This is a genomic window from Streptococcus porcinus, assembly GCF_900475415.1.
In the GTDB taxonomy this organism is placed as follows: Bacteria; Bacillota; Bacilli; order Lactobacillales; family Streptococcaceae; genus Streptococcus; species Streptococcus porcinus.
The window spans coordinates 2007353-2033046 of the sequence record NZ_LS483388.1 but is presented as its reverse complement, the minus strand read 5'-3'; the positions used below and the strand labels follow the sequence as shown (position 1 = coordinate 2033046).

Annotated in this window: 23 protein-coding genes, 3 tRNA genes and 1 other annotated feature; of the genes, 15 read left to right on the top strand and 11 right to left on the bottom strand. The window is 33.7% G+C overall.

Annotation, left to right across the window (positions count from 1 at the left end; genetic code table 11):
- Nucleotides 1-235: 235 nt before the first annotated feature.
- Both DQM45_RS10090 and DQM45_RS10085 read right to left on the bottom strand, forming a co-directional pair.
- Complete coding sequence (locus DQM45_RS10090) at nucleotides 236-1009, bottom strand: ParB/RepB/Spo0J family partition protein (RefSeq protein WP_003082863.1); 774 nt, start codon at nucleotides 1007-1009, stop codon at nucleotides 236-238.
- Between the two features lie 76 nt (nucleotides 1010-1085).
- Nucleotides 1086-2288 (bottom strand): S1C family serine protease, encoded by a 1203-nt coding sequence (locus tag DQM45_RS10085; RefSeq protein WP_003084040.1) that lies wholly within the window; start codon nucleotides 2286-2288, stop codon nucleotides 1086-1088.
- Between the two features lie 196 nt (nucleotides 2289-2484).
- Here DQM45_RS10085 and rlmH point away from each other — a divergent pair, with 196 nt between their 5' ends.
- Nucleotides 2485-2964, top strand: a complete 480-nt coding sequence (gene rlmH, locus DQM45_RS10080; RefSeq protein ID WP_039984949.1) for a 23S rRNA (pseudouridine(1915)-N(3))-methyltransferase RlmH — start codon at nucleotides 2485-2487, stop codon at nucleotides 2962-2964.
- A 58-nt stretch (nucleotides 2965-3022) separates the two neighbouring features.
- Here the strand turns inward: rlmH and DQM45_RS10075 are convergent.
- Nucleotides 3023-3096 (bottom strand) — tRNA-Arg (locus tag DQM45_RS10075).
- A 177-nt stretch (nucleotides 3097-3273) separates the two neighbouring features.
- Here DQM45_RS10075 and DQM45_RS10070 point away from each other — a divergent pair.
- Together DQM45_RS10070 and DQM45_RS10065 are read left to right on the top strand one after the other, a co-directional pair.
- Nucleotides 3274-3345, top strand: a tRNA-Glu gene (locus DQM45_RS10070).
- A 38-nt stretch (nucleotides 3346-3383) separates the two neighbouring features.
- Nucleotides 3384-3457 (top strand) — tRNA-Asn (locus DQM45_RS10065).
- A gap of 26 nt (nucleotides 3458-3483) precedes the next feature.
- Here the strand turns inward: DQM45_RS10065 and DQM45_RS10060 are convergent.
- From DQM45_RS10060 to DQM45_RS10050, 3 genes are all read right to left on the bottom strand, one after another.
- On the bottom strand, nucleotides 3484-6072 hold the full coding sequence (locus DQM45_RS10060; RefSeq protein WP_003083566.1) for a YfhO family protein: 2589 nt from the start codon (nucleotides 6070-6072) through the stop codon (nucleotides 3484-3486).
- A gap of 57 nt (nucleotides 6073-6129) precedes the next feature.
- A complete protein-coding gene (locus DQM45_RS10055; RefSeq protein ID WP_003084840.1) occupies nucleotides 6130-7749 on the bottom strand; it encodes an ATP-binding cassette domain-containing protein in 1620 nt (539 codons plus the stop codon).
- A 79-nt stretch (nucleotides 7750-7828) separates the two neighbouring features.
- Nucleotides 7829-8701 carry a YitT family protein gene (locus DQM45_RS10050; RefSeq protein WP_003084548.1) on the bottom strand — a complete coding sequence of 291 codons (873 nt, stop codon included), beginning with the start codon at nucleotides 8699-8701 and terminating at the stop codon, nucleotides 7829-7831.
- Nucleotides 8702-8826: 125 nt separating this feature from the next.
- Nucleotides 8827-9053: a binding site (T-box leader), on the top strand.
- Nucleotides 9054-9095: 42 nt separating this feature from the next.
- Here DQM45_RS10050 and trpS point away from each other — a divergent pair.
- From trpS to DQM45_RS10035, 3 genes are all read left to right on the top strand, one after another.
- Nucleotides 9096-10118, top strand: coding sequence for a tryptophan--tRNA ligase (trpS, locus tag DQM45_RS10045; protein ID WP_039984714.1), 1023 nt, complete (start codon nucleotides 9096-9098; stop codon nucleotides 10116-10118).
- A 206-nt stretch (nucleotides 10119-10324) separates the two neighbouring features.
- The gene (gene guaB, locus DQM45_RS10040) at nucleotides 10325-11806 is read left to right on the top strand and encodes an IMP dehydrogenase (RefSeq protein ID WP_003085743.1); all 1482 of its coding nucleotides are present in this window, start codon (nucleotides 10325-10327) and stop codon (nucleotides 11804-11806) included.
- Nucleotides 11807-11968: 162 nt separating this feature from the next.
- Nucleotides 11969-12829, top strand: coding sequence for a GRP family sugar transporter (locus DQM45_RS10035; protein WP_003083633.1), 861 nt, complete (start codon nucleotides 11969-11971; stop codon nucleotides 12827-12829).
- Nucleotides 12830-12887: 58 nt separating this feature from the next.
- On the opposite strand, the gene recF is transcribed toward DQM45_RS10035, so the two are convergent.
- Nucleotides 12888-13979: a DNA replication/repair protein RecF gene (recF, locus tag DQM45_RS10030; RefSeq protein ID WP_003084807.1), complete on the bottom strand. Its 1092-nt coding sequence runs from the start codon at nucleotides 13977-13979 to the stop codon at nucleotides 12888-12890.
- Between the two features lies 1 nt (nucleotide 13980).
- Nucleotides 13981-14358: a S4 domain-containing protein YaaA gene (gene yaaA, locus DQM45_RS10025; RefSeq protein WP_003084093.1), complete on the bottom strand. Its 378-nt coding sequence runs from the start codon at nucleotides 14356-14358 to the stop codon at nucleotides 13981-13983.
- Nucleotides 14359-14667: 309 nt separating this feature from the next.
- On the opposite strand from yaaA, the gene yfmF reads away from it, so the two are divergent.
- From yfmF to DQM45_RS09985, 8 genes are all read left to right on the top strand, one after another.
- Nucleotides 14668-15915 carry an EF-P 5-aminopentanol modification-associated protein YfmF gene (gene yfmF, locus DQM45_RS10020; RefSeq protein WP_003082930.1) on the top strand — a complete coding sequence of 416 codons (1248 nt, stop codon included), beginning with the start codon at nucleotides 14668-14670 and terminating at the stop codon, nucleotides 15913-15915.
- Nucleotides 15912-17195, top strand: a complete 1284-nt coding sequence (gene yfmH, locus DQM45_RS10015) for an EF-P 5-aminopentanol modification-associated protein YfmH (RefSeq protein ID WP_003085043.1) — start codon at nucleotides 15912-15914, stop codon at nucleotides 17193-17195. The genes yfmF and yfmH overlap by 4 nt, the downstream gene beginning before the upstream one ends.
- A 49-nt stretch (nucleotides 17196-17244) precedes the next feature.
- A complete protein-coding gene (locus tag DQM45_RS10010) occupies nucleotides 17245-18294 on the top strand; it encodes a helix-turn-helix domain-containing protein (RefSeq protein WP_003083086.1) in 1050 nt (349 codons plus the stop codon).
- Between the two features lie 15 nt (nucleotides 18295-18309).
- On the top strand, nucleotides 18310-18852 hold the full coding sequence (gene pgsA / locus DQM45_RS10005; RefSeq protein WP_003085588.1) for a CDP-diacylglycerol--glycerol-3-phosphate 3-phosphatidyltransferase: 543 nt from the start codon (nucleotides 18310-18312) through the stop codon (nucleotides 18850-18852).
- A 2-nt stretch (nucleotides 18853-18854) separates the two neighbouring features.
- On the top strand, nucleotides 18855-19694 hold the full coding sequence (locus tag DQM45_RS10000) for an energy-coupling factor ABC transporter ATP-binding protein (RefSeq protein ID WP_003083216.1): 840 nt from the start codon (nucleotides 18855-18857) through the stop codon (nucleotides 19692-19694).
- Entirely contained in the window at nucleotides 19670-20512 is an 843-nt protein-coding gene (locus tag DQM45_RS09995) for an energy-coupling factor ABC transporter ATP-binding protein (RefSeq protein ID WP_003085148.1), read from the top strand. Before DQM45_RS10000 ends, DQM45_RS09995 begins: the two co-directional genes overlap by 25 nt.
- Nucleotides 20505-21305, top strand: a complete 801-nt coding sequence (locus DQM45_RS09990) for an energy-coupling factor transporter transmembrane component T family protein (RefSeq protein ID WP_003082660.1) — start codon at nucleotides 20505-20507, stop codon at nucleotides 21303-21305. The genes DQM45_RS09995 and DQM45_RS09990 overlap by 8 nt, the downstream gene beginning before the upstream one ends.
- A gap of 151 nt (nucleotides 21306-21456) precedes the next feature.
- On the top strand, nucleotides 21457-22098 hold the full coding sequence (locus tag DQM45_RS09985) for a transglycosylase SLT domain-containing protein (RefSeq protein ID WP_003084441.1): 642 nt from the start codon (nucleotides 21457-21459) through the stop codon (nucleotides 22096-22098).
- A 55-nt stretch (nucleotides 22099-22153) separates the two neighbouring features.
- Here the strand turns inward: DQM45_RS09985 and DQM45_RS09980 are convergent, their stop codons facing one another.
- From DQM45_RS09980 to sdaAB, 3 genes are read right to left on the bottom strand one after another with little or no spacing between them, the layout of a single operon-like run.
- Nucleotides 22154-22792, bottom strand: a complete 639-nt coding sequence (locus tag DQM45_RS09980) for an HAD hydrolase-like protein (RefSeq protein WP_003083082.1) — start codon at nucleotides 22790-22792, stop codon at nucleotides 22154-22156.
- Nucleotides 22793-22805: 13 nt separating this feature from the next.
- Nucleotides 22806-23678 carry an L-serine ammonia-lyase, iron-sulfur-dependent, subunit alpha gene (gene sdaAA / locus DQM45_RS09975; RefSeq protein ID WP_003085868.1) on the bottom strand — a complete coding sequence of 291 codons (873 nt, stop codon included), beginning with the start codon at nucleotides 23676-23678 and terminating at the stop codon, nucleotides 22806-22808.
- 12 nt (nucleotides 23679-23690) lie between these two features.
- Nucleotides 23691-24362, bottom strand: coding sequence for an L-serine ammonia-lyase, iron-sulfur-dependent subunit beta (sdaAB, locus tag DQM45_RS09970; protein WP_003082625.1), 672 nt, complete (start codon nucleotides 24360-24362; stop codon nucleotides 23691-23693).
- A gap of 207 nt (nucleotides 24363-24569) precedes the next feature.
- Between sdaAB and mnmA the strand changes: the two genes are divergently transcribed.
- Entirely contained in the window at nucleotides 24570-25691 is a 1122-nt protein-coding gene (gene mnmA, locus DQM45_RS09965; RefSeq protein ID WP_003085256.1) for a tRNA 2-thiouridine(34) synthase MnmA, read from the top strand.
- Nucleotides 25692-25694 lie beyond the last annotated feature (3 nt).

The following is a 25694-nucleotide window of genomic DNA, read 5'->3' as shown; positions in this document are numbered from 1 at the left end:
CTTAGTGTCCTTCTATGGATAATACTAGAACTATTCTAACATAAAAAAAGCTAGTTTTCCACAGTCTCAATTTAAGAATTAAAGACTTACCCACAACTTGTGGAAAAAGTGTTAACAATGTGAGTTGAGGTTTTCCACAGATTGTGGAAAAGTTTACAAGGTAAGAGAATGAAAGCTTTTTCGGTTGTTTATTCGTGTGGATAAATATGATAAAGAAAAACAGAATATCAACAAGTTATTTTAATTTGTTGATAATTCTGTTGAGTTCTTCTTCATTATTAAAGAGGCAAGATAGTTGTCCACTACCATCTTTTTTTAATTTAACATGAATAGTAAGACCTAAAGATTTTGCAAGCTCTTCTTCTAGGGCTTTAATAAAAATATCCTTATTCATCTGTTGCTTTTTAGTTTTCTTTTTTAATTTTACGAGCTGCTCAGTCTGACGTACGCTGAGGTCTTGCTCAATAATACGACGAAAATAATTCTCTTGATCTTGACTCTTATTCAAAGTAACTAAACTACGAGCGTGCCCAGTACTAATTTTTCCCTCTTCTAGTGCAGTTAAAATAATATCAGGTAACTGTAAAAGACGGATACTATTAGTAATGTAAGGACGTGATTTACCCATAAAAGTAGCTAATTGTTCATGAGTTAATTGGTTTTTAGTAAGAATATTTTGAAAAGCTTTTGCTTCTTCAATTGGGTTTAAGTCGGACCGTTGAAGATTTTCAACTATTGCTTGGTGCATACTTTCAGTTGTTGAAATATTTTTAATGACTGCTGGAACTTTTTCTAAACCAGCTAGTTGAGAAGCTTTTAAACGTCTCTCACCTGCAATTAATTCATAACCATAAATTTCGGATGGTCGAACGATAATTGGTTGGATAAGTCCATTTATTTTAATAGAATTTGCTAATTCTTTTAGTTCTTCATGGTTAAAGTGAAGTCTAGGTTGATGTGGATTAGCAACAATATCTTCTATTTTTATTTCTTTTAATTCTTCTGTCATAGTTATCCTTCACATACTAAAATACCTTTACGATATTGTAAAGGTATTTTACATAACTTGTCAATACTAATTGACCTTATTCATTTAAATCTTTTGTGGTTTTTGTCAATTTGATAGTAGTTGTTTTCTTATCTTTACCGCGATAGTAAGTAACTTTAATGTTATCGTTTATCTCATGACTATAAAGTATACTTTGTAAATCAGATTTTGTGTTTACTGTTTCACCATCAATTTCAGTGATAATATCATATTGTTTCAGTTTACCAACAGCAGGCATATTGTCTATCACGGAAGCAACTACAATACCACCTTTAACATTTTCTGGTACTTGAAGTTGGTTCAAGGCATTTGTCGATAAATCACCAAGGTTAACCATTCTAATTCCGATAGCTGGTCGAATAACTTCTCCCTTAGCTTCCAACTGATTAATAATTTTAATGACATCATTAGCTGGAATTGCAAATCCTATTCCTTCAACTGCATTACCAGAAGCATTAGATTGCGATATTTTGCTTGAATTAATACCAATAACTTGTCCTTCAATATTAATTAAAGCACCTCCAGAATTTCCTGGATTAATAGCAGCATCTGTTTGAATAGCATTTGTTGAAATTGTCTGACCTTCATCATTTTTAAGTGTTACTGTTCTACTTAAGCTTGAGACTATTCCTTCAGTGACAGAGTTAGCATATTCAGTTCCTAAAGGACTACCAATAGCAATAGCTACTTCCCCAACATTTAAATTGGCAGAGTTAGCAAATTTAGCAACTGATTTTATTTTTTCAGAAGGAACTTTAACAACTGCTAAGTCAGAATAGGTGTCCGCTCCTACTAATTTACCTACTATTTTTGAACCATCAGCTAATAAGATTTCAATTCTATCTGTTTTGTCAATAACGTGGTTATTCGTTACAATATAGGCATCCTTACCTTCTTTTTTGTAAATGACTCCTGACCCTTCGCTGTAGATAGAGTAACCATTATCGTCATTTAAAGAGGATTTAGGTTCACCAAATATATCATTTGCTTGATTAGCAGGATTAGATTTTCGATAATTAATGACCGAAACGACAGCATTTTGAACAACCTTAACAGCTTTTGTAGTATTGGTTGTATTTTTATAAGTTACTTTACTGACTGTTGTAGGCTTAGTAATTCCTTCTTGATTGTTAGTAAAATCAGGGTGAAAGGCACTTAATGTGAAAAAAGCAATCATACCACCAAGAATACCAACAAATAAGACACCAATTAGTTTCCAAATATTTTTTATTATTGTCACACCTTTGACCTCCACTTATTTTTTTCATCATACAAAACTCTGCTTAATTATACCTTAATTTAGAGAAAAAGAAAAGAAATCCACAGCTTGTGGAAAAGTTTTCAGAACTATTGATAAGTCCTAGATTAAGAGAAAAAAAAGGAAAATATTTTTGTGGATAAATCATTTTTTTAAAGGATATGGTACAATGTTTTTTATGAAAGTGAAAATAATAAGTGTGGGGAAACTCAAAGAAAAATATTTAAAAGATGGGATTACAGAATACCAAAAAAGGCTATCCCGTTTTTGTCAATTTGAAATAATTGAACTTATTGATGAAAAGACACCTGAAAAGGCTAGTCAAGCTGAGAATACAAAAATTTTAGCAAAAGAGGCTGAACGTATTCAAAAAAAGATAGGTTCAAGAGATTTTATTATAGCACTTGCTATTGAAGGAAAACAGTTTCCCTCAGAAGTATTTAGTCAGCAAATTACAAATATTACAGTCCAAGGATACTCCACTATTACCTTTATTATTGGCGGTAGTTTAGGCCTTGATGTTTCTTTAAAAAAAAGAGCTAATGTACTAATGAGTTTTGGACTATTAACTCTCCCTCACCAACTAATGCGTTTAGTTTTAATCGAACAAATTTACCGTGCATTTATGATTCAAGAAGGGAGTCCTTATCATAAATAATAATGTTTCATGTGAAACATAAAAAACATCATGACTTATAAGTCATGATGTTTCACTTTGATCCCAGCAGGATTCGAACCTGCGACCGTTCGCTTAGAAGGCGAATGCTCTATCCAGCTGAGCTATGAGACCTTAACTTCCTTATTCTACCAGAAAGTAGGTATTTCTGTCAATGCTAATAACAGGAAAGATGGCTTCCTAAAAAAAGTTGAAAAACTTTTGAAATTTTTTTAAAAAAGTTATAGACAAAATCAAAAGTTCTGATATAATAATAAGAGTGTTAAGGGAAATATTCCTTATAAACCTTAAGGTCCGTTGGTCAAGGGGTTAAGACACCGCCTTTTCACGGCGGTAACACGGGTTCGAATCCCGTACGGACTATCATAATTGCTGAGAAGCAATTTTTTTTATAACAATTTTCCGGCATAGCTCAGTTGGTAGTAGCGCATGACTGTTAATCATGATGTCGTAGGTTCGAGTCCTACTGCCGGAGTAAATAGAGTAAATTAAAATCAGCCCTTAGTTATAGGGCTGATTTTTTCGATGTAGTAGTTTTAAAATAAACTGAATAGAGAATATGATAAAAGCTATTAATGACAGTACAAGACCTTCTTTAAAACCTTTAGGAATAAAAGTTAAATAAATTTTTCCTTTTCCTTTAGGAACATCTATAGCCATAAACCCTTTTTGTGCTTTTCTAATGACAATGGGTTTATTATTATGCTTAGCACTCCATCCTTGATCGTACGGCAAAGTCAACAGAATTGAAGAATCTCTAGTTGTCTGATAGCTCAAACTTAGTTTATTTTGTTTTTGACTAAGGCTAACTTTGCGGTTTTTAATTATAGAAAGTGCCTTTTGATAGTTATTAATATCTAGACTATAAAAATGTGGAGAATCAAAAGAAATAGATTTATTTTTAGGAAATATAATATGGATATCAACAATCTGTTCATCCTTAAAATAACCCAAATCAAAAAAGGTAAACGTATTATCTGTTGTATAGTGACTTGTTTTACCGTTAATAGTAATCAATATATCTTTTTCTTGTTGATTTTCAAAGGATATATTTGGTAAACTTAAATACATTTGTTTATTCTCTGGAATCTTAAGGCGATAGCTTACGACAGTATCTTCAGCATTAGTTTCTGCCTTGTTAGAAATCTGCTTACCTACCATTTTTCCTGTTGACTTCAACTCAGCACCTTGTTCTGTAAAGTAGGTATAATTCTTGCCAGAGAGTCTATTTAATAAGCGAGTCTGGTTGTCTAATGTATTAACAGTAAAGTTAGCGTCAACGTATTTACCATTAGTCATAATAGCAAGTGGGAGAGCATAGTTATTTTTATAGAGACTAACTCTATCGATTTGATTAACTTTTGTAAAGCCAAATTTTTTATTTTCGGATTCACTTAAATTATACTTAACTGCAAATAAGCTATCAGCAATTAAAGTGTTATTTTGGTATCTTAAATTTAAATTAGTTCCTTCTGATTTGAATCCAAGTCTATCAAGAACTCTACTTGATAGACGATTTCTGATAGATGAAAATTGAGAAATACCATGATAATTGAATTTCATACTATCATTCCCTGTTTGGGGAATAACACGCTCGGTTCTATAAAAATCTGTGTCAACTTCATTTTGTTTCTTTACCAAGCTATCAATTTCTTTTAAATTTTTATTATAGCCTTCTCGAGTGGGAAAGACCCATTCTTTTTCCAGTCCACTGACAACATAATAGGTATTTAAGGTGCTTTCTAGAGTTGTAAAGATAAGTGTAAATATAATGATAATAATGATAGGGAACTTAAATTCTTCCAGACTCAATAATATTATAGTATAAGCTGTTAAAAAAGCTATTGTTAAAAAAAATAAACTGGGTGTCAAAAAAGAATAGTGCTCTAAAAATAGATAAGGACTAGCTAGAGACAAACTAATAATCGTAAAGGCAAAAACAATTTTATTAATAGATAATTCTTCAATATGAGTGAGTGTTTCACATGAAAGTAGTATCAAGAGGAGTGGTATAGTCCAAGCGTAGCGATGTAGAAACATATTCGGCGCATGCATCGCTTGCCAAAATAAATCAAGAGGTTGAAAATAATAACTCAGACAGATAATAACAATAAAAATTAAATATGCAAATTTCACCTGCCACTTAATTGACTTCACTGTAAAATATAGAGTAGTAAGTAGTAAAGGTAGTAAACCCACAAAAATCATGGGGATGGCGTTAAATTTTGTTGTATCGTAAGTTCCTATAATGGACTTTGATAATAAATCAAGAGACCAACTATTTTCAGTTATAAGTTTTGAAATAGGTGTAAACTTTTCTCCTTGATTTCGTAAGTCCAAATATGTAGGTAAAAGCATAAAGGAGGCAGACAAGGCAGAAAGAATAGAAATGTTTACAAATCTTAAAAATGTTTTGACACGATCTTTACAAGACTCTTGATTTAGTAACTGAATAAGTAAATATATTGTCAAAAAGATAGAAGCCATATAGGCAAAATAATAATTTTGAATAAATAAAATGGTAAGTGTAAAATAATAGCAACCAATTTTTTGATTGATGAGTCGGTGTAAACCGAGGATAATTAGAGGAAGTAGTATAAAGACATCCAGCCAAGTGTTAATTTCCAGTTGACTGGTTAAAAAACTCATTAAGGCAAATGAAGTAGACAGAGTTAAGATTAAATAGGGCTTTACCTCTGTGTAAAGTTTCTGTAAAGTAAAGTTCGTTGATAGACCAATCAAACCAAATTTTAGTAAGGTAAATAAGTATATTGCATCAGGCATTGATTTTAAATTAAAGAAATAAACAAATGGAGAAAAGAAACTCCCAAGATAGTAGCTAATTAATGCATAAAAATTGAGTCCTAAACCACTTGTAAAGGTATAAAAGATACTATCTGAGCCATGTAAAATATTTCTAAGAGTTTGAGCAAATATAACATATTGATGAAATCCGTCACTGGCTAAAATAGTTTTGCCACTTCCCCAATAGATTCCCTTTGAAAGTAGAACTATAAACATGATTAGAGTTGGAAGGATAAAACTTGCTAGATAAACTAATAGTGTAGAAACATGTTTTTTTTGAATCATAGCTTATTCTTTCTAGTTAGTGATTAAAAAATAATAAGGCGTTGCCGCCTTATTATTCTATTTCCAAAGTTCAGCAACCTTTGCCTGTACTTCTTGATTTTCAAGGAATTCATCATATGTTTCATCAATCCGATCAATAACACCATTTTTTGAAATAACCACGATATGATTTGCGATTGTTTGAATAAATTCATGATCATGACTAGCGAAAATGACAGATTCTTTAAAGTCTTTAATGCCATCATTTAAGCTAGAAATTGATTCTAAATCTAAATGATTAGTAGGGTCATCTAAGATTAAAACATTTGATTTTAAGAGCATGAGTTTAGATAACATAACACGTACTTTTTCTCCACCAGAGAGAACGTTAACAGATTTTTTAACTTCGTCTCCAGAAAAGAGCATACGACCAAGAAAACCACGCAAGAAAGTATCATCATCTTCTCCCTTGGCAGCAAATTGTCTCAACCATTCTAGAATAGATTCTCCAGAGGCAAAATCTTTTGAGTTGTCTTTTGGTAGATAAGATCGACTTGTGGTAACTCCCCATTTAACAGTTCCCTCATAATCGATATCGTCCATTAAAGCACGCATTAAAGCGGTTGTTTGAATGTCATTTTGACCAATTAATGCAACCTTATCACCCGGACGAAGAATAAAATTAATATTATCAAGTATTTTTTCGCCATCAATTGTGACTGATAAATTTTCAACTGTTAAAAAATCATTTCCCATCTCACGCTCGGCTTTAAAGTTGATAAATGGGTATTTACGACTCGAAGGAACAATTTCCTCTAATTCAATCTTATCAAGCATCTTTTTACGAGAAGTTGCTTGTTTTGATTTCGATGCATTTGCTGAGAAACGAGCAACAAACTCTTGTAATTCTTTAATTTTTTCTTCTGCTTTAGCATTCCGATCAGATTGTAAACGTGCTGCTAGTTCGGAAGATTGTTTCCAGAAATCATAGTTTCCCACATACAGTTTAATTTTTCCAAAATCCAAGTCTGCCATATGGGTACAGACTTTATTTAAGAAGTGTCGATCGTGTGATACAACAATTACCGTATTTTCAAAATCAATTAAGAAGTCTTCTAGCCAAGAAATTGATTGAATATCAAGACCATTAGTAGGTTCATCTAATAAGAGAACATCAGGTTTACCAAATAAAGCTTTTGCTAGGAGAACTTTAACTTTATCACCATTTGCTAACTCACTCATTGTTTGATAGTGTAATTCTTCAGCAATATTTAAGTTTTGAAGTAATTGAGAAGCTTCACTCTCTGCTTCCCAGCCGCCAAGCTCTGCAAAAACACCTTCTAACTCAGCAGCACGAACACCATCTTCTTCAGAAAAATCTTCTTTCATGTAGATAGCATCTTTTTCTTTCATAATGTTATAAAGTTGTTCATTTCCCATAATAACAACATCAATAACACGTTCTTCTTCATAATCAAAGTGGTTTTGGCGAAGAACAGAAAGACGTTCATCTTGACCCAGAGAGATATGACCGGTAGATGGTTCAACATCACCAGCTAGAATTTTTAAGAAGGTTGATTTTCCTGCACCATTTGCGCCAATCAACCCATAGGTATTACCAGGAGTAAATTTAATATTAACTTCATCAAAAAGTTTTCGATCACTGAAACGTAGTGATACATCAGAAACTGTAAGCAATTCGTCACCTCATAATTATTTGTCTAAACCCCATTGTATCTAAAAACCCCTCTTTTTTCAATTGGAAAGGGGGCTTGTTTTACATAGGAAGTAGAATATCTTCATCTTCTCTTTTATATTGTTTTGTGACACTAAATCCGCGTCCCATAACTTGTGCTGCGGGCATAACAACTAAAAATGCAGTATCATCAATTTCGAGTATTTTTTCTTGTAAGCTAGGTAATTCATAGGTTGAGACAACAGCCATTAGCATGACTTTATCAGAAGTTGTATAACCACCACGAATTGGAATTTTAGTAACTCCGCGATCCATCACCTTTGTAATATAATCTTTAATGGTTAAATACTCTCTTGAAATAATCATTATATTTTTTGAGGAATCAAAACCATTTTCCATTACAGAAATAACGTAACCAATTACTAATAGACCAATTGTTGAATACATAACATCATCAGCAGTTAATGACATAAATCCCATCAAGACACTAATACCGTCGACGATTGTCATTGCAACACCTAAAGTTAGAGGTGAATACTTATGTAAAATTTGAGTTAAGATCCCAGTACCACCAGTTGAAGAATTCCCCCAAAAGACCATTCCTAAACCAATTCCAACAATAATTCCCCCAAAAATTGCTGCTAATAATTGATTATGAGTTAGAGTGGGTAAAAAACTTGTAAACCTGATAGCAATAGGGTAAATCCATGATCCATATAGTGTTTTAACAAAAGTTTGTTTTCCTAAGAAAAAATAACATAAGAGCAGTAAAGGAATATTACTAACCATTAAAAAAAGTGATGGGCTAATTCCAAGAAGTTCTTTGATAACAACTGAAATTCCGACCATACCACCTGAAGCAATATTATTATGGACAAACATTGTATTAAAACCTATTGCAGTAATAAAAGATCCTAATGTGACATATAGGATATCCATCACCTTTTTTTCCATTAGCAGTTTTCTCCTCACATTTATTAATAAAAAGACTAGAGAATCATTATCTCTTAAAAGTCCCTTATGAGTCAAGCAAATTTTTCTAAAATAAAAGGAAGTTGACAAATATTATAAATTTTCATAGAATGGTTGTGAATTAGAAGAGTAGCTTTTAGTGTGTTTTTAGAGAGCTAGTGGTCGCTGTGAACTAGTAACACAATTAGTGAAATGGACTAATGGACATTTTTGTAAGGAAACAATAACTTTCGGGATTGGCACACCTTATCGTGCTACTTCTTAATTTGAGAAGACAGAGATGATATTTTAGAATATCAACTGAGGTGGTACCGCGACTAATAACGCCCTCACGCAAGTTTTTGTGTGGGGATTTTTATATGTGAAAGGGATAAAAATGAAAAAACCAATTATTTTAACTGGCGATCGACCGACTGGTAAATTACACTTAGGTCACTATGTCGGAAGTCTAAAAAATCGAGTTATTTTACAAAATGAAGATAAGTATCAAATGTTTGTCTTTCTTGCCGATCAACAAGCTCTAACTGATCATGCTAAGGAATCAGAATTAATCAAAAATTCAATTGGAAACGTAGCACTAGATTATCTTTCTGTTGGTTTAGATCCAGCAAAATCAACTATTTTTATTCAAAGTCAAATTCCTGAATTAGCAGAATTGACTATGTATTACATGAATCTTGTTTCATTAGCAAGACTGGAACGTAATCCAACAGTGAAAACAGAAATTGCTCAAAAAGGATTTGGAGAAAGTATTCCTAGTGGCTTTTTAGTATATCCAATTTCTCAAGCAGCTGATATTACAGCATTTAAAGCAAATCTAGTTCCAGTTGGCAACGACCAAAAACCAATGATTGAGCAAACTAGGGAGATCGTTAGAAGTTTTAATTTTACTTATAAAACAGATTGTCTTGTTGAACCTGAAGGACTATACCCAGAAAATGAAAGTGCGGGTCGCCTACCTGGTTTAGATGGTAATGCAAAAATGTCTAAATCGCTAGGAAATGGTATTTACTTATCTGATGATGCAGATACTGTACAGAAAAAAGTTATGAGTATGTACACTGATCCAAATCATATAAGAGTAACAGATCCTGGGCAAATTGAGGGCAATATGGTGTTCCACTATCTTGATATTTTTGGTAGAGAAGAAGATCAAGCTGATATTCAGGCGATGAAAGAGCACTATCAAAAAGGTGGTCTAGGTGATGTAAAGACTAAACGCTTCTTATTAGATATTCTTGAACGTGAACTAACACCTATTCGTAAAAGAAGATTAGAATATTCACAAGATATGGGTGAAGTTTTTAGAATGTTAGAAAAAGGGAGCCAAGAGGCGCAAAAAGTTGCTGCACAGACCTTATCAGAAGTAAAGTCAGCAATAGGAATAAACTATTTTTAGTTAAAGGAGAAGTCAGTTCTAAGGAATTGACTTTTTGTTTATGGTGGGAATTTATTTCTAAAAAAAGATAAATTGTGGAATAAAACAACTTATAGATATGCAAATTATACTCTATTTATTGACAAATCCATTTAGCATGATATGATAGTAACAATAAAAATGACTAGGCTAAAAACCATCGAAAATAAAGAAAGAGGATTATTTCAATGTCGAATTGGGACACTAAATTTTTAAAAAAAGGCTTCACCTTTGATGATGTACTACTTATTCCAGCTGAAAGCCATGTTTTGCCAAATGAAGTTAATATGCAAACAAAGTTAGCTAAAAATTTAACATTAAATATTCCTATTATTAGTGCTGCTATGGATACTGTTACTGATAGTAGAATGGCCATTGCTATCGCGCGTGCTGGTGGGTTAGGTGTTATCCATAAAAACATGTCGATCATTGAACAAGCAGAAGAAGTTCGTAAGGTAAAACGTTCTGAAAATGGGGTTATTATTGATCCATTTTTCTTAACTCCAAATCATAAAGTTGCTGAAGCTGAAGAGCTTATGCAACGTTATAGAATTAGTGGTGTTCCTATTGTTGAAACAATGGGAAATCGTAAATTAGTTGGAATCATTACAAATCGTGATATGCGTTTTATTAGTGATTATGATGCACCAATTTCTGAACATATGACAAGTGAAAAATTAGTAACTGCAGAAGTTGGAACAGATTTAGTAACTGCAGAACAAATTTTACATCAGCATCGTATTGAAAAATTACCACTGGTAGATGATAGTGGTCGTTTATCTGGTCTTATCACAATTAAAGATATTGAAAAAGTTATTGAGTTCCCTAATGCTGCTAAAGACACTTTTGGTCGCCTACTTGTTGCTGCTGCCGTCGGTGTTACTTCAGATACTTTTGATCGTGCAGAAGCTTTGTTTGAAGCGGGTGCTGATGCGATTGTAATTGACACAGCTCATGGACACTCAGCAGGCGTTCTGAGGAAAATTGCTGAGATTCGTGCTCACTTTCCTGACAAAACACTTATTGCTGGAAATATTGCAACTGCTGAAGGGGCACGCGCTTTATATGATGCGGGGGTCGATGTAGTAAAAGTTGGAATTGGTCCTGGTTCGATTTGTACGACGCGTGTTGTTGCAGGCGTGGGTGTCCCTCAAGTTACAGCAATTTATGATGCGGCAACTATTGCTAAGGAATATGGCAAAACGATTATTGCCGACGGTGGTATCAAATACTCGGGTGATATTGTGAAAGCTTTAGCTGCTGGTGGAAATGCTGTTATGCTTGGTTCTATGTTTGCTGGTACCGATGAAGCTCCAGGTGAGACAGAAATATTCCAAGGGCGTAAATTTAAAACCTATCGTGGAATGGGATCCATTGCAGCAATGAAAAAAGGCTCTAGTGATCGTTATTTCCAAGGTTCAGTTAATGAAGCTAATAAGTTAGTTCCGGAAGGAATTGAAGGCCGTGTAGCCTATAAAGGTGCTGTTTCAGATATAGTTTTCCAAATGTTAGGCGGTATTCGCTCTGGAATGGGCTATGTAGGTGCGGCTTCTATTAATGAACTCCATAATAAAGCACAGTTTATTGAAATGTCTGGTGCAGGACTTATTGAGAGCCACCCTCATGACGTTCATATCACAAATGAAGCACCAAATTATTCTGTGCATTGATTTATAGATAAAGCTAAGTATATTTCTTGGCTTTTTTTTGGTCTTGTTTCTTATTAAATTTTAAGATATAATATTTTCCTAGGTTATTTTAATCTAAATTTTGTCAATTTACTTGTCATAGTTGTAAAGCAATTGTCAAGTTCTTTGTAAAGGAGTAGTATAGTGGAAGGTATACTTTTTGCACTAGTACCAATGGTTGCATGGGGAAGTATCGGTTTTGTAAGTAATAAAATTGGTGGTAAACCTAGTCAACAAACTTTTGGTATGACATTAGGTGCTGTTTTATTTGCTATTATGGTTTGGATAGTAAAAAGACCCGAAATGACAAGTCAGTTATGGATTTTTGGATTTTTAGGCGGTTTTCTGTGGTCTATTGGACAGACAGGACAGTTTTATGCAATGAAGCATATGGGAGTTTCTGTAGCAAACCCCCTATCAAGTGGTTCTCAGTTAGTTTTAGGAAGTTTAATTGGAGTCCTTCTATTTGGGGAATGGACACAAGTTTATCAGTATGTTTTAGGATGTTGTGCTTTAATCCTATTAATCATTGGTTTTTACTTTTCAAGTAAAAAGGATAAAGATGCTCAAAAAGCAGAATTACATCATTATGGGAAAGGTTTTAGATCTTTAACTTATTCAACTATTGGATATGTCTCCTATGTTGTCCTTTTCAATAATATTATGAAATTTGATCTCATTTCAGTTCTTCTACCAATGGCTATTGGAATGGTATTTGGAGCTAGTTTATTCATGTCATTTAAACTTAGTTTTGATACCTATGTTTTAAAAAATAGTTTAGTTGGAATTATGTGGGGTATTGGAAATGTTTTTATGCTTTTAGCTGCATCTAAGGCGGGACTGGCAATTGCCTTTAGTTTTTCACAATTAGGAGCCATCATTTCCATTATTGGTGGTATTATTTTTCTAGGTGAGAAAAAATCAAAACGTGAGATGCGTTGGGTTATATTAGGAATTATTTGCTTTATTGCTGGAGCTATATTACTGGGAATTGTTAAAGCTTAATAAATAAAAAAATCGAGGTTGATAGAATCCTCGTTTTTTATTTATATTGATAATATCCTTAAAAGTTAATTGTTCCTTGACTAACATAAAATGTTTTAATATCGGGCGGTAAGCTTGAAAGATGTTCTAAGCTTGTCGTAGTGATAAAGGTTTGAACATGCTCCTGAATGATAGTTTCAAGTAATTTTGTTTGTCTTAGATTATCAAGTTCACTCATAACATCATCTAATAGTAAAATAGGATTTTCTCCAGTTAGTTCTTTCATTAAGCTCACTTCAGCCATCTTTAAAGATAATATCAAACTACGATGCTGTCCTTGACTGGCAAAATTTGCATTCATGTCATTAATATAAAACATAATATCGTCACGATGCGGGCCCACACTTGTATTTTTTTTAAACATATCTTTTTGTCTATTATGTAGCAAGGCCTCCATAAACCTATCTCTAATTGACTCTTTTGCCTCTAATGCAATCGAGGATTGATAGCTTAATTTTAGTTGTTCTAACCCGTCTGATATGGCAAAATGGTGTCTATGAGCTTCTTGTTGTAAAGCTTCAATAAATTGCATACGTTGATGAATGACTCGTGTGCCATAATCAGCTAATTGTTCATCTAAGACATCTAAAAAATCCTTATTGATAGAAACAGCTGTTTTAAGATAGGTATTTCTTTGCTTTAAAACATAGTTGTATTGAGATAAATCTGATAAATAGACAGGTTTAATTTGTCCCAGATCAATATCAATGAATTTGCGTCTTAGACTAGGTGCTCCCTTTATAAGTTGTAAATCTTCTGGAGCAAATAAAACAACCTTCATATTACCAACATAATCAGATAATTTTGCTTGTTTTAAGGAATTAATTTTTGTGATGCGTCCTTTTTTAGTTAAGGTAATTTCTAAACTGATAACGCCACTTGTTCTTTCTATTTTCCCATAAACCTTTAAATCATCTTTTAAGAAGTGAATTAACTCCTTGTCAGTTCGAGTTCTGTGGCTTCTAGTTAAGGCGATGAAATAAATTGCTTCTAAAAAATTTGTTTTTCCTTGGGCATTGTTTCCGATAAAAACGTTTAGTCCTGGGACAAATTTTGTTTGTATTTGCTCATAATTACGATAGTTTATTAAAGTTAATTCTTTTAGCCACATATTACATACCAGGGAATCGAATAGGTTTTTGCTTGTCTTTTAGAGGCTTTTTCTGTTTTGATGAAGTAAGTTGTTTTTTGTTGGCTTTATTTATTTCTTTAACTCGTTTTGCGAGTCGTTCTTTTTCAAAAGCTTCCTTCTGGAAGACTTCTTTTTCAAGGGACGTTGGTTCAATTAAACGAATAATGGTTTGACGACTTGGAATTTCGATACTATCGCCAACTCGTAGTTTTTTTCCACGCCGCTTTTCATCTTGACCATTAAATAAAACAGTAGTTTCAGAAAGAAAAGATTTGATAGCTCCTCCACTTTGTATTATGCCTACTTCCTTTAATAGGGCTTGTAAAGTAATAAATTCTGTAAAAAGTTTATAGTCCATTATTATTCTCCAATTGCTAATTCAAGTCATTATAGCATAAATTAGCGGTAATTAATATTATTCAAATTAGTAGAAATATTTTGGTTAATATTATTACATAAAAGAGCTATTGTATGTTATAATATTTTCAGTATTTTTAAGAATAGTGCCCTAAGAAATAAAACAATTTTATTTCTTAGGGCTTTTATGATTAATCTGTAATGATATGTGTTCTATTGCCACAAGATAATAAAAAATAAGTTTCTCTTAAATCAATTGGTCTAAAAATGGTATAATTTAAGGAACTAGACAAATGAGTAAGGAAGAACTATGAAAATCGTTGAAGGTGTCCAATTACATCTTATAAAAACAGAGAAATTTAAAACTAATCATATTACTTTAAGATTTTCTGGTGACTTTAATCAGAAATTAGTCGCAAAGAGAGTCCTAGTTGCCCAAATGTTGGCGACAGCTAATGATGATTACCCTACTGCTAAGCTTTTTAGAGAAAGGTTAGCTGAGTTGTATGGTGCAAGTTTATCAACAGAGGTATCTGTTAAAGGTAAAGTGCACATTGTTGATATTGACATCACGTTTATTCAGGATAAGTACAGTTTTCAAGGTGAAAAACTATTAGAAGAAATTATTCTTTTACTCAAAGGAATTCTTTTTTCACCGCTACTTTCGATTGCCCAATACCAGCCAAAAGTTTTTGAAGTTGAAAAGACTAACTTAATGAATTATATTGAGTCTGATAAAGAAGATTCTTTTTACTATAGTTCGTTACAACTCAAAAAACTATTTTACCATAATCAAGATTTACAACTATCAAAGTATGGCTCTGTGGAACTGATTGATAGAGAAACGGCATATACTAGCTATCAAGAATTTCATAAAATGTTATTGGAAGACCAAATTGATATCTATATTTTAGGGGAATTTGATGAGTATAAAGTTGTTCAACTTTTCCATCAATTTCCATTTGAGGGGCGTCAAAAGGAACTTTCTTATTATTATCATCAGGAATATGCTAATATTGTTTCGGAAAAAATTGAAAAAAAATTCTTAAACCAATCCATTTTAGATTTAGCTTATTATTTCCCAGTTGATCCATTTAAAGAAGATTATTATGCTTTACTAGTTTTAAATGGTTTACTAGGATCTTATACTCATTCTTTATTATTTACCAAAGTAAGAGAAAAAGAAGGTATTGCTTATAGCATTGGCAGTAGCCTAGATAGACATACTGGTCTATTAGAAATTTTTGCAGGTATTAATAAAGAAGATAAAGCGCGAGCTTTACAATTAATTGTCAAAGAGATGAATGATATCAAGATGGGAAGATTTTCTAGTCATTTAGTTGAAAAAACTAAAGTTATGCTACAGACAAATGGAAAGCAGTCAGAAGATTACTGTAAAGCTTTAATTGATAGTTCATATATAAGATCCTATGTGACTCCTGAGTTTAGTCTAGAAAAATGGTTGACTGGAATAAGAGCTGTAAAGAAAATGGATATTATAAAAGCAGCTAATAAATTGAAATTACAAGCAGTATACTTTTTGGAGGGGAATAAGTGACAAAGTTAAATAAAATAACCTATCCTAGAGTAAATGAGAGCGTTTATCAAGTAGAATTCAAAAATGGATTTCAAGTTTTTTTTATTCAAAAACCCATGTTTACGGAAAAGACTGCTATGTTGACGGTTCATTATGGATCTCTTGACAATGCCTTTACAGTTAGAAATAGAGAATATTCTTATCCTGAAGGGATTGCCCATTTTTTAGAGCATAAGGTTTTTGAGGATAAAAAAGGACAAGATGTTTCACATCGCTTTACACAGTTCGGGACAGAAGTAAATGCTTTTACAACCTTTGATAAAACTTCTTACTTTATCTCTGCCAGCAATCACTTTACAGAGTCGTTAACTTTGCTTCAAGAATTTGTAATGTCTGCATACTTTACAGAAGCATCTGTTGAAAAAGAGAAAAAAATTATCGCCCAAGAGATTGATATGTATATGGATGATCCTGATTATCAGTCTTATATTGGTATTCTACAGAATCTTTTCCCAGATTCTTATCTATCAAGAGATATTGCTGGAAGTCGACAATCAATTGAAGCTATTAGTGTTATTGATTTAGAAAAAAATTACAAGCAATTTTATCATCCTTCAAATATGACCCTTATCGTAGTGGGTGACATTAATGTTGAGGAAGCCTTTAAGTCGATTGAGGAATGTCAAAATCGTTTAAAAAGACGAAAACCTGCTAAACCGAACATTTCTCCTCTACCCTATTATCCAGTAGTAAAAACTAGTTCTATCAGTATGGATGTTTCTACACCTAAATTAGCAGTTGGTTTTAGAGGAAAAAAACTTCCTAAAGATATCTCATTATTAGAATATAAAATTGGCTTACGTTTCCTTTTATCTATGCTATTTGGATGGACATCAAAAACTTATCAAACTTGGTATGATGATGGGAAAATAGATGACTCGTTTGATATCGAAATCGAAATACAAGCAGATTTCTCCTTTATTCTGATAAGCTTGGATACCAGTGAGCCTATTGCGATGTCTAGTAATATCAGAAAAAAAATCAAAGATTTTATGAAATCAAAGGATATTAATCAAGATCATCTAACCCTTTTAAAGAAAGAAATGTTTGGTGATTTTGTGCAAAGTTTAGATTTTATGGATCAATTTATAAGTCAGTTTAACCTTTATTTATCTGCTCAGGATTCTTATATGGATATTCCACAAATCATCGAAAAAATTAATCTTGAAGAGATATTATTTATAGGTCACGATTTTTTTGAGTCTGCGGAAATCTCTGATTTTACTGTCTTTCCTAATTAGCATATATTTTGATATAATAGAAATAATATTTTAGTATTGAGGTACCTGTATGAGAAATAAAACTTTGGGCGAGTTCCTGAGAGAATCGCGAGTTAACAGAAAAGTTACTTTGGATGAGATTGAAGATAAAACTGGGATATCTTCTCATTACTTACTAGCTATGGAATTAGATCAATTTAAAATTATTCCAGAAGATAAAATTGATTCTTTCTTTAGTCAGTATGCTAATATGGTATCGTTAGACTTTGAAATGATAAAGAAAATGTATTTGGATCAAATATCAAATACTCAGTATAACGAAGAACCTAGTATTACTCAGCAGGTTGAAGAAAAATTAAGTCAAAGACGAGAGTCGTTTGTTTTTCCTCTAAAATCTGAACCGAGAGTCTCTGAGCCAAGTGTTTTAGTCAATAAAGAAAATGATTTTAAGAAAGAAGAAATAGATGTTGAGGCGAGTGTTTTAGCTGATGACAGTCAGGAAGAAAAAAAACGTGATAGTTTATTGGCAGATAATAACAGAGATAGAGATGTGTCGCGTCTAAGTCGCTATCAAGATGATCATAAGAAATCAAAATCTGTTTTTTCAGTAATCTTGCTAACTGTTATCGCCTTAGCGGTGTTTGCCTTTATTTTCTTTGCTGTTTGGCAACAATTTTCAAAAGAAAACAATCTTACTCTTGATAAGGCAAAGAGTGTCTTAATGAAAAAAGGTGAAAACAAGGCTTCAAGTTCTAAAACTCCTGAGGTGTCAAGTCAATCAAGTAGTAGTGAAAAGAAAACTGTTATTAAGACAGAAGGTCAAGATAATTATTTAGTAGCTGATATTCAAAAAGCAAAGGATGCTGTTGAAGTTTCAGTCTCATTAGCCGGTGCTGAAAGTGCTTGGATTGCATTATCAAATTCAGATATTGGTGAAGCCGGTACAACCCTTACCCAAGAAACACCTACCTACACAACAACCTTACCTGCTGATACTAAGGAGTCACTCTTAATGCTCGGTGTTAGAGAAGGGGTTTCAGTTACTGTTGATGGACAGAAGTTAGACTTAACTCCTATGACAAGTAATGATGTTAGTTATATCACGCTAAAAATTCAATAATTTTAAGGAAAAATAATGATAAAAAAAGAAAATATTCCTAATTTACTAACTGCAATTAGAATTGTGATGATTCCACTTTTCTTAATTGTCACAACCCTTTCACAATCTCTTACTTGGCATATTGTCGCAGCTATTATTTTTGCAGTTGCTAGTTTTACTGATTATCTTGATGGCTATCTTGCAAGGAAATGGCGTGTCGTGACGAATTTTGGTAAATTTGCTGATCCCCTTGCTGATAAAATGCTTGTCATGAGTGCCTTCATTATGTTAGTTGGTGCAGACCTAGCACCAGCTTGGATTTCTGCTATTATAATTTGTCGAGAATTGGCCGTAACAGGCCTACGTCTCCTATTAGTTGAATCAGGTGGTGAAGTTTTAGCTGCAGCAATGCCTGGAAAAATCAAAACTGTTTCCCAGATGCTTTCAATTATTTTCCTATTTTGTCATCTGTCATTTGTGGGAACCGTCCTATTGTATATTGCTTTATTCTTCACAATTTATTCAGGTTATGATTACTTTAAGGGAGCAGGTTTTCTTTTTAAAGATACCATTAAGTGACGATGTCGAATATAATTGAAGTTAAAAATATTAAATTTAAATACCAAGAGAACCAAGAAAATTATACCTTAAATAATGTATCGTTTCACGTGAAACAGGGTGAATGGTTATCGATTATTGGGCATAACGGCTCTGGAAAATCTACATCCGTTAGGTTGTTAAATGGACTACTTGTAGCTGAGTCAGGTTCTATTCAAGTAGACGGTGGCTTTTTGACAGAAGCTAATGTTTGGGAAATCAGAGAAAAAATAGGCATGGTTTTTCAAAATCCAGATAACCAATTCGTTGGAGCTACTGTAGAAGATGATGTTGCCTTTGGATTAGAAAATAAAGGTGTTCCGCATGAAGAAATGGTTGAACGAGTTGATGAAGCATTAAAACTTGTGGGAATGTCAGAGTTTAAGACACGAGAGCCTGCTCGACTATCTGGAGGACAAAAACAAAGAGTTGCTATTGCCGGTGCAATTGCAATGAGACCTATGATTATTATTTTGGATGAATCCACTAGTATGTTAGACCCCAAAGGACGTATGGAATTGATTAAGACTATACAATCAATCAGAAAAGATTATCAATTGACAGTTATTTCAATTACTCACGATTTGGATGAAGTTGCGCTAAGTGATCGCGTATTAGTAATGAAAAATGGACAAGTCGAGTCTAGTTCAACCCCAAAAGAACTTTTTTCTAGGGGGGAAGAATTATTAGGTTTAGGTCTAGATATCCCTTTTACAAGTACAGTAGCAAAGGGTTTAATAGAGGATGGGTATGATTTAGACAAATCTTATCTAACAGAGAAGGAATTAGAAAATCAGCTATGGCAATTAATTTCCAAAATGTAAGTTTTACTTATCAGGCAGGGACACCCTTTGAAGGGCGTGCCCTTTTTGACATTAATCTTGAAATTGAGGATTCTTCTTATACCGCTTTTATTGGGCATACGGGTTCTGGAAAATCAACTATAATGCAATTATTAAACGGTTTATTAACGCCTACTTCTGGTATTGTGAGTGTTGGTGGAAAAACAATTACCAGTCAATCGAAAAATAAGGATATTAAACTTATTCGTAAGGAAGTTGGGCTTGTTTTTCAGTTTCCTGAAAGTCAACTTTTTGAAGAAACTGTCTTAAAAGATGTTGCTTTCGGACCTCAAAATTTTGGGGTTTCAAAAGAAGATGCTGAAAAATTAGCACGTGAAAAATTAGCTTTAGTAGGCATTGCAGAGACTCTTTTTGAAAAGAATCCTTTTGAACTCTCTGGTGGACAAATGCGTCGCGTAGCTATTGCAGGAATTCTAGCAATGGAACCAAGTATCTTAGTTTTGGATGAACCAACAGCAGGACTTGATCCTAAAGGGCGTAGAGAATTGATGACTCTATTTAAAAAATTACATAAGTCTGGAATGACACTTGTGCTGGTTACTCATTTGATGGATGATGTGGCTAATTATGCAGATAAGGTATATGTTCTTGAAAAAGGTAAGATTATTTTATCTGGAAAACCAAATGAAATTTTTCAAAGAGTAGAATTATTAGAAGAGAAGCAATTAGGTGTTCCTAAAATTACTAGGTTTGCTTATCATTTAGAAAAAAAAGGTTTCCATTTTTCAAGATTACCAATTACTTTAGAAGAATTAAGGGAGATGTTGAAATATGGATAAACTTATTTTAGGGCGTTACATACCAGGCAATTCCATAATACATCGTCTTGATCCAAGAAGTAAACTAATTGCAATGATGATTTATGTTGTTATTATTTTTTGGGCTAATAACTTAGTAACAAATGTAATCATGTTTGGTCTGACAATGTTGGTTGTTATTCTCTCTCAAGTGAAAATTTCGTTTTTTTTAAATGGATTAAAACCTATGATTGGTATTATTTTATTTACTACCATGTTTCAAGTTTTCTTTACAAAAGGTGGTCAAATATTAGTAGATTTTTGGATTATTAAAATAACAAGTCACGGCTTAAGCCAAGCTTTATTAATCTTTATGAGATTTATTTTAATTATCTTTTTTTCAACTTTACTGACATTAACAACCACTCCATTAAGTTTATCTGATGCAGTAGAGTCTTTACTTAAGCCATTTAGATTATTGAAAGTTCCTGCACATGAAATTGGACTAATGCTCTCCTTAAGTTTAAGATTTGTGCCAACTTTAATGGATGATACTACGTTAATTATGAATGCTCAGAAAGCAAGAGGCGTCGATTTTGGTGAAGGAACTCTAGTTCAAAAAGTAAAATCAATAATTCCTATATTAATTCCCCTTTTTGCTTCAAGCTTCAAACGCGCTGACGCTCTAGCAATTGCCATGGAATCAAGAGGGTACAAAGGTGGTAACGATAGGAGTAAGTTTAGATTATTGAAATGGCAATTAGGTGATACTTGTGTAGTAGTTGGAATGCTTCTCTTAGGTGTAGTCCTATATTTTCTAAAAAGCCCTATTTAACTCTATATCTAGTAGTTGAGCTTCTCTTGTCCGCTAAAAGTTCTGAACTTCTTATAAAATCAATACTATTGTAATATTTTTAATATAACTTCTATAGATAAGTAACAAACTTAGGTTAGTATGATACTTGGAGAAAAAAGAGGTGTATTAAATGTTTAAAAATGAGAATTTTAAAAAACGATACGTTAGTTTTGGGGTATTTGCATTCGCAATTTCTTTAATTGCTCTTGTCTTTGCATTTTCAAGTAGAAGTGTTGATACGGAATCTTTTGCAAAAAAACCAGAAACTAAAGTTATCAAAAAAGAAACAAAACCAACTTCAACTAATACAGAAGTTAAAAAAGAAAAAACAAGTGATTCAACATCGTCAACTCAATCGAGTTCAACGAGTCAACCGGAAGCGGTAACTGTGGAAGGTTCAGCTACTGAACCAATGACAGAGATAGTTCAGACTCCTGCGCAGGAAGTTAATCCAGTAGTTCAAACGCAACAAGTTACGGTGCAGCAATATGCTTCACCTACTAACGTTTATCAATCCAATGGTAATACTGCGGGCGCGATTGGTAGCCAAGCAGCTGCTCAAATGGCTGCAGCTACGGGTGTTCCACAAGCAACTTGGGAAGCTATTATTGCTCGCGAGTCAAACGGTAATCCAAATGCATCAAATCCTTCAGGAGCTTCAGGTTTATTCCAAACGATGCCAGGGTGGGGATCAACAGCAACGGTCCAAGACCAAATTAATGCAGCTACTAAAGCTTATCATGCTCAAGGTTTATCTGCTTGGGGTTATTAGAGTACATAAAAAAGCACGAGTTATTTTAAGTCGTGCTTTTTTTATGTAGTGGAAACTAAGTCATTTTTTCTACAGTTGCAATAATTTGACTTGGCTTATGATTGATATAGTCAGCGCCAGCCTTTACTAAATCAATTTCCGATCCAAATCCCCATGTTATTCCTAGGGTTGTAATACCAGCAAATTTTCCGCCCACAATATCAAAGTGTGTATCTCCGATAATAAGAGTCTCACTTGCTGGAATATTTTCTTGTTTCAAACATGCTTTTATGATATCTGCTTTTTTGAATCTATCAGGTAGTGAACCATAAATTCCAGAAAAGTAGCTATGAATTCCAAGTTCTTCAAGCATATGTAAAGCCATAGGTTCATGCTTGCTAGTGGTAACAAACAGATGATAACCAGAATTGCTAAGTTGGGCTAGCATTTCTTCTATACCTTCATACATCTTAACTTGATAGACCCCAGTGTCTTGATAATATCTTCGAAAATGTCTAATGGCAAGATCAATATCTTCTTGATTGGAAAAGTAATCCGAAAATGTTGTTTCTAGCGGAGGGCCAATATACGTTGATAAGAGGTTTACATCTGGGACTTCCAAGTTAATATTGGTAAAGGTATATGTAAAGGCGTTTATAATCCCTTTACTGGAATCAACTAATGTTCCATCTAAATCAAATAATATATTTTTCACTTTATCACCTTAATTAGTCACCAAAAATTTTTTTACTGTAATGACGTCCAGTTGGAGTTGCCGCAAGGCCTCCTTCAGCAGTCTCTCTGAAAGCGGTTGGTAAAGCTGAGCCTACCTGATACATGGCATCAATAACTTCATCAACAGGGATCTGTGATTTTATCCCCGCTAATGCCATATCGGCTGCTATAATTGCAAAGCTTGCGCCTAAAGCGTTTCTCTTAACACAAGGTACCTCAACAAGTCCAGCTACTGGATCACAAATTAAGCCTAGCATATTCTTAATGACAAAGGCAATAGCTTGGCTGGCTTGGAAAGCAGTACCTCCTGCAGCTTTAACCATTGCGGCGGCACTCATTGCAGATGCAGAACCGACTTCTGCTTGACAACCTCCCTCTGCACCCGAAATAGAGGCATTGTTTCCAATAACTAATCCGAAAGCACCAGCTGTAAAAAGAAAGTCAAGCTGTTCTTCTTCATTTAATTTCAATTTATCGATGGCAGTTGCTAAAACAGCAGGTAAGCACCCCGCAGACCCAGCGGTAGGGGTTGCGCAGACAAGTCCCATTTTAGCGTTTAGTTCGTTAACCGCCATGGCATTACGGACAGCAGTAAGTACTGTTACATCAGCAAGCGTTTTACCAGAATTGATATAGGTGTCCATTTTTAGTGCATCCCCGCCAGTTAAGCCACTTATAGATTTACTAGAGGTTAATCCATTAACAACAGATTCCTTCATAACTTCTAAATTATGCCCCATAATCAAACGAATCTCATCACGGGATCGACCAGTCATTTCAACTTCTGTTGCAACCATCAATTCTGCAACATTGCCATCAAATTTTTCATCAGCTTGTTTAACAAGTTCTTCGATTGTATAAAACATAGAGTAATCTTTCTAGTCAAAGAAGTTGACATTATGTAAATGTGGAATATTTGCAATTTTATCAACAACATCTTGACAATCACGAGTATCAACTTCAATAATCATTATAGCCTTTTCGCCGGCGCTTTCACGAGTAACGTTCATTTGTGCGATATTAATATCATATTCTGATAAGATGTCAGTAACTTTAGCAATCATGCCTGGAATATCTTGGTGAACGATGATAAGGGTTGGTGTATTCATCGTTAGAGAAACAGAGAAACCATTTAACTCGGTTACTTGAATATTGCCACCACCAATGGAAACTCCAGTGATACTCATTGATTTGTCTTTCTTTTTGACTGCGATTTTAACAGTATTTGGGTGAGGAGCGTTGCTATCTTTTAAAATATCCCAATAAATACGGATTCCTCTTTGGTGAGCAATTTCTAAGGCATTTTTGATATCAGGGTTATCAGTGTCCATGCCAAGAATACCGGCGACTAAAGCTTTATCGGTTCCGTGCCCCTGATAGGTTTTGGCAAAGGAATTATAAAGATGAAATGTGACTTCGTCAGGAGTCCCACCAAAAATAGAATGGACGACTTTACCGATTCTGACAGCCCCTGCGGTATGACTACTTGATGGTCCAATCATCACAGGTCCAATAATATCAAAAACAGATTGAAATTTTTGTGTTTTCATAGTTACTCCCAAATTTTACTGTAGGTTTATTATAACAAACTAGTGGATATCTTGTCTTAATTTTTGTGAATATTAAGTAGTTGATTTCGTCTGAATTCTTGTTATAATAGTCAGTGCGTCAGAGACGCTTCAAAATCGACCTTCAAATCGACTTTTGGGAACGACGACCTTCAATCGTACGTTAAACGAAAAGATGGGAGACTATATATGACGGATAAGTCAAAAACGCGTGTCGTAGTCGGCATGAGTGGTGGCGTTGATTCATCGGTAACTGCTCTTTTATTAAAGGAACAGGGTTATGATGTGATTGGCGTTTTTATGAAAAACTGGGATGACACAGATGAATTCGGCGTCTGTACAGCAACAGAGGATTATAAGGATGTGGCAGCAGTAGCTGACCAGATTGGTATTCCTTATTACTCTGTTAATTTTGAAAAAGAGTATTGGGATCGGGTGTTTGAATACTTTTTAGCAGAGTATCGTGCAGGACGAACACCAAATCCGGATGTTATGTGTAATAAAGAAATAAAATTTAAAGCTTTTCTTGATTACGCCTTAAATTTAGGGGCAGATTATGTAGCTACTGGACACTATGCACAAGTTGAACGTGATTCAGATGGAATAGTACATATGTTAAGGGGGGTTGATAATGGCAAAGATCAAACATATTTTCTTAGTCAATTATCCCAAGAGCAACTGCAAAAAACTTTATTCCCGTTAGGTCACTTACAAAAATCTCAAGTTAGGGAAATTGCTGAGCGGGCAGGACTTGCAACAGCTAAGAAAAAAGATTCGACTGGAATTTGCTTTATTGGTGAGAAAAACTTTAAACAATTTCTAAGTCAATACTTACCAGCTCAAAAAGGAAGAATGAGAACTGTTAATGGTCGTGATATGGGAGAGCATGCAGGCCTAATGTATTATACAATCGGTCAAAGAGGTGGTCTTGGTATTGGTGGACAACATGGGGGCGATAACCAGCCTTGGTTTGTCGTTGGTAAAGACCTTAGTCAAAATGTTTTATATGTTGGCCAAGGATTTTATCATGAATCCTTAATGTCAACATCACTAGATGCTTCGATGGTTCATTTCACACGTGATATGCCTAAGGAGTTTACGCTTGAGTGCACTGCTAAGTTCAGATATCGTCAACCAGATAGTAAAGTAACTGTAAAGGTATCCGGAAATAAGGCAGAAGTTCTATTTGCTGAGCCTCAACGAGCTATCACGCCGGGACAAGCAGTAGTCTTCTATGATAATCAAGAATGTCTAGGTGGTGGTATTATTGATCAAGCTTATAAAGACGGTCTTGTTTGTCAGTACATTTAGATA

Bases quoted from the DNA above. Each gene is read 5' to 3' on its own strand.
- DQM45_RS10090 (WP_003082863.1), bottom strand. From the start codon at position 1,009: ATGACAGAAGAATTAAAAGAAATAAAAATAGAAGATATTGTTGCTAAT.
- rlmH (WP_039984949.1), top strand. From the start codon at position 2,485: ATGAAAGTGAAAATAATAAGTGTGGGGAAACTCAAAGAAAAATATTTA.
- DQM45_RS10060 (WP_003083566.1), bottom strand. From the start codon at position 6,072: ATGATTCAAAAAAAACATGTTTCTACACTATTAGTTTATCTAGCAAGT.
- DQM45_RS10050 (WP_003084548.1), bottom strand. From the start codon at position 8,701: ATGGAAAAAAAGGTGATGGATATCCTATATGTCACATTAGGATCTTTT.
- trpS (WP_039984714.1), top strand. From the start codon at position 9,096: ATGAAAAAACCAATTATTTTAACTGGCGATCGACCGACTGGTAAATTA.
- guaB (WP_003085743.1), top strand. From the start codon at position 10,325: ATGTCGAATTGGGACACTAAATTTTTAAAAAAAGGCTTCACCTTTGAT.
- recF (WP_003084807.1), bottom strand. From the start codon at position 13,979: ATGTGGCTAAAAGAATTAACTTTAATAAACTATCGTAATTATGAGCAA.
- yaaA (WP_003084093.1), bottom strand. From the start codon at position 14,358: ATGGACTATAAACTTTTTACAGAATTTATTACTTTACAAGCCCTATTA.
- yfmF (WP_003082930.1), top strand. From the start codon at position 14,668: ATGAAAATCGTTGAAGGTGTCCAATTACATCTTATAAAAACAGAGAAA.
- DQM45_RS10010 (WP_003083086.1), top strand. From the start codon at position 17,245: ATGAGAAATAAAACTTTGGGCGAGTTCCTGAGAGAATCGCGAGTTAAC.
- pgsA (WP_003085588.1), top strand. From the start codon at position 18,310: ATGATAAAAAAAGAAAATATTCCTAATTTACTAACTGCAATTAGAATT.
- DQM45_RS10000 (WP_003083216.1), top strand. From the start codon at position 18,855: ATGTCGAATATAATTGAAGTTAAAAATATTAAATTTAAATACCAAGAG.
- DQM45_RS09995 (WP_003085148.1), top strand. From the start codon at position 19,670: ATGGCAATTAATTTCCAAAATGTAAGTTTTACTTATCAGGCAGGGACA.
- DQM45_RS09990 (WP_003082660.1), top strand. From the start codon at position 20,505: ATGGATAAACTTATTTTAGGGCGTTACATACCAGGCAATTCCATAATA.
- DQM45_RS09985 (WP_003084441.1), top strand. From the start codon at position 21,457: ATGTTTAAAAATGAGAATTTTAAAAAACGATACGTTAGTTTTGGGGTA.
- sdaAA (WP_003085868.1), bottom strand. From the start codon at position 23,678: ATGTTTTATACAATCGAAGAACTTGTTAAACAAGCTGATGAAAAATTT.
- sdaAB (WP_003082625.1), bottom strand. From the start codon at position 24,362: ATGAAAACACAAAAATTTCAATCTGTTTTTGATATTATTGGACCTGTG.
- mnmA (WP_003085256.1), top strand. From the start codon at position 24,570: ATGACGGATAAGTCAAAAACGCGTGTCGTAGTCGGCATGAGTGGTGGC.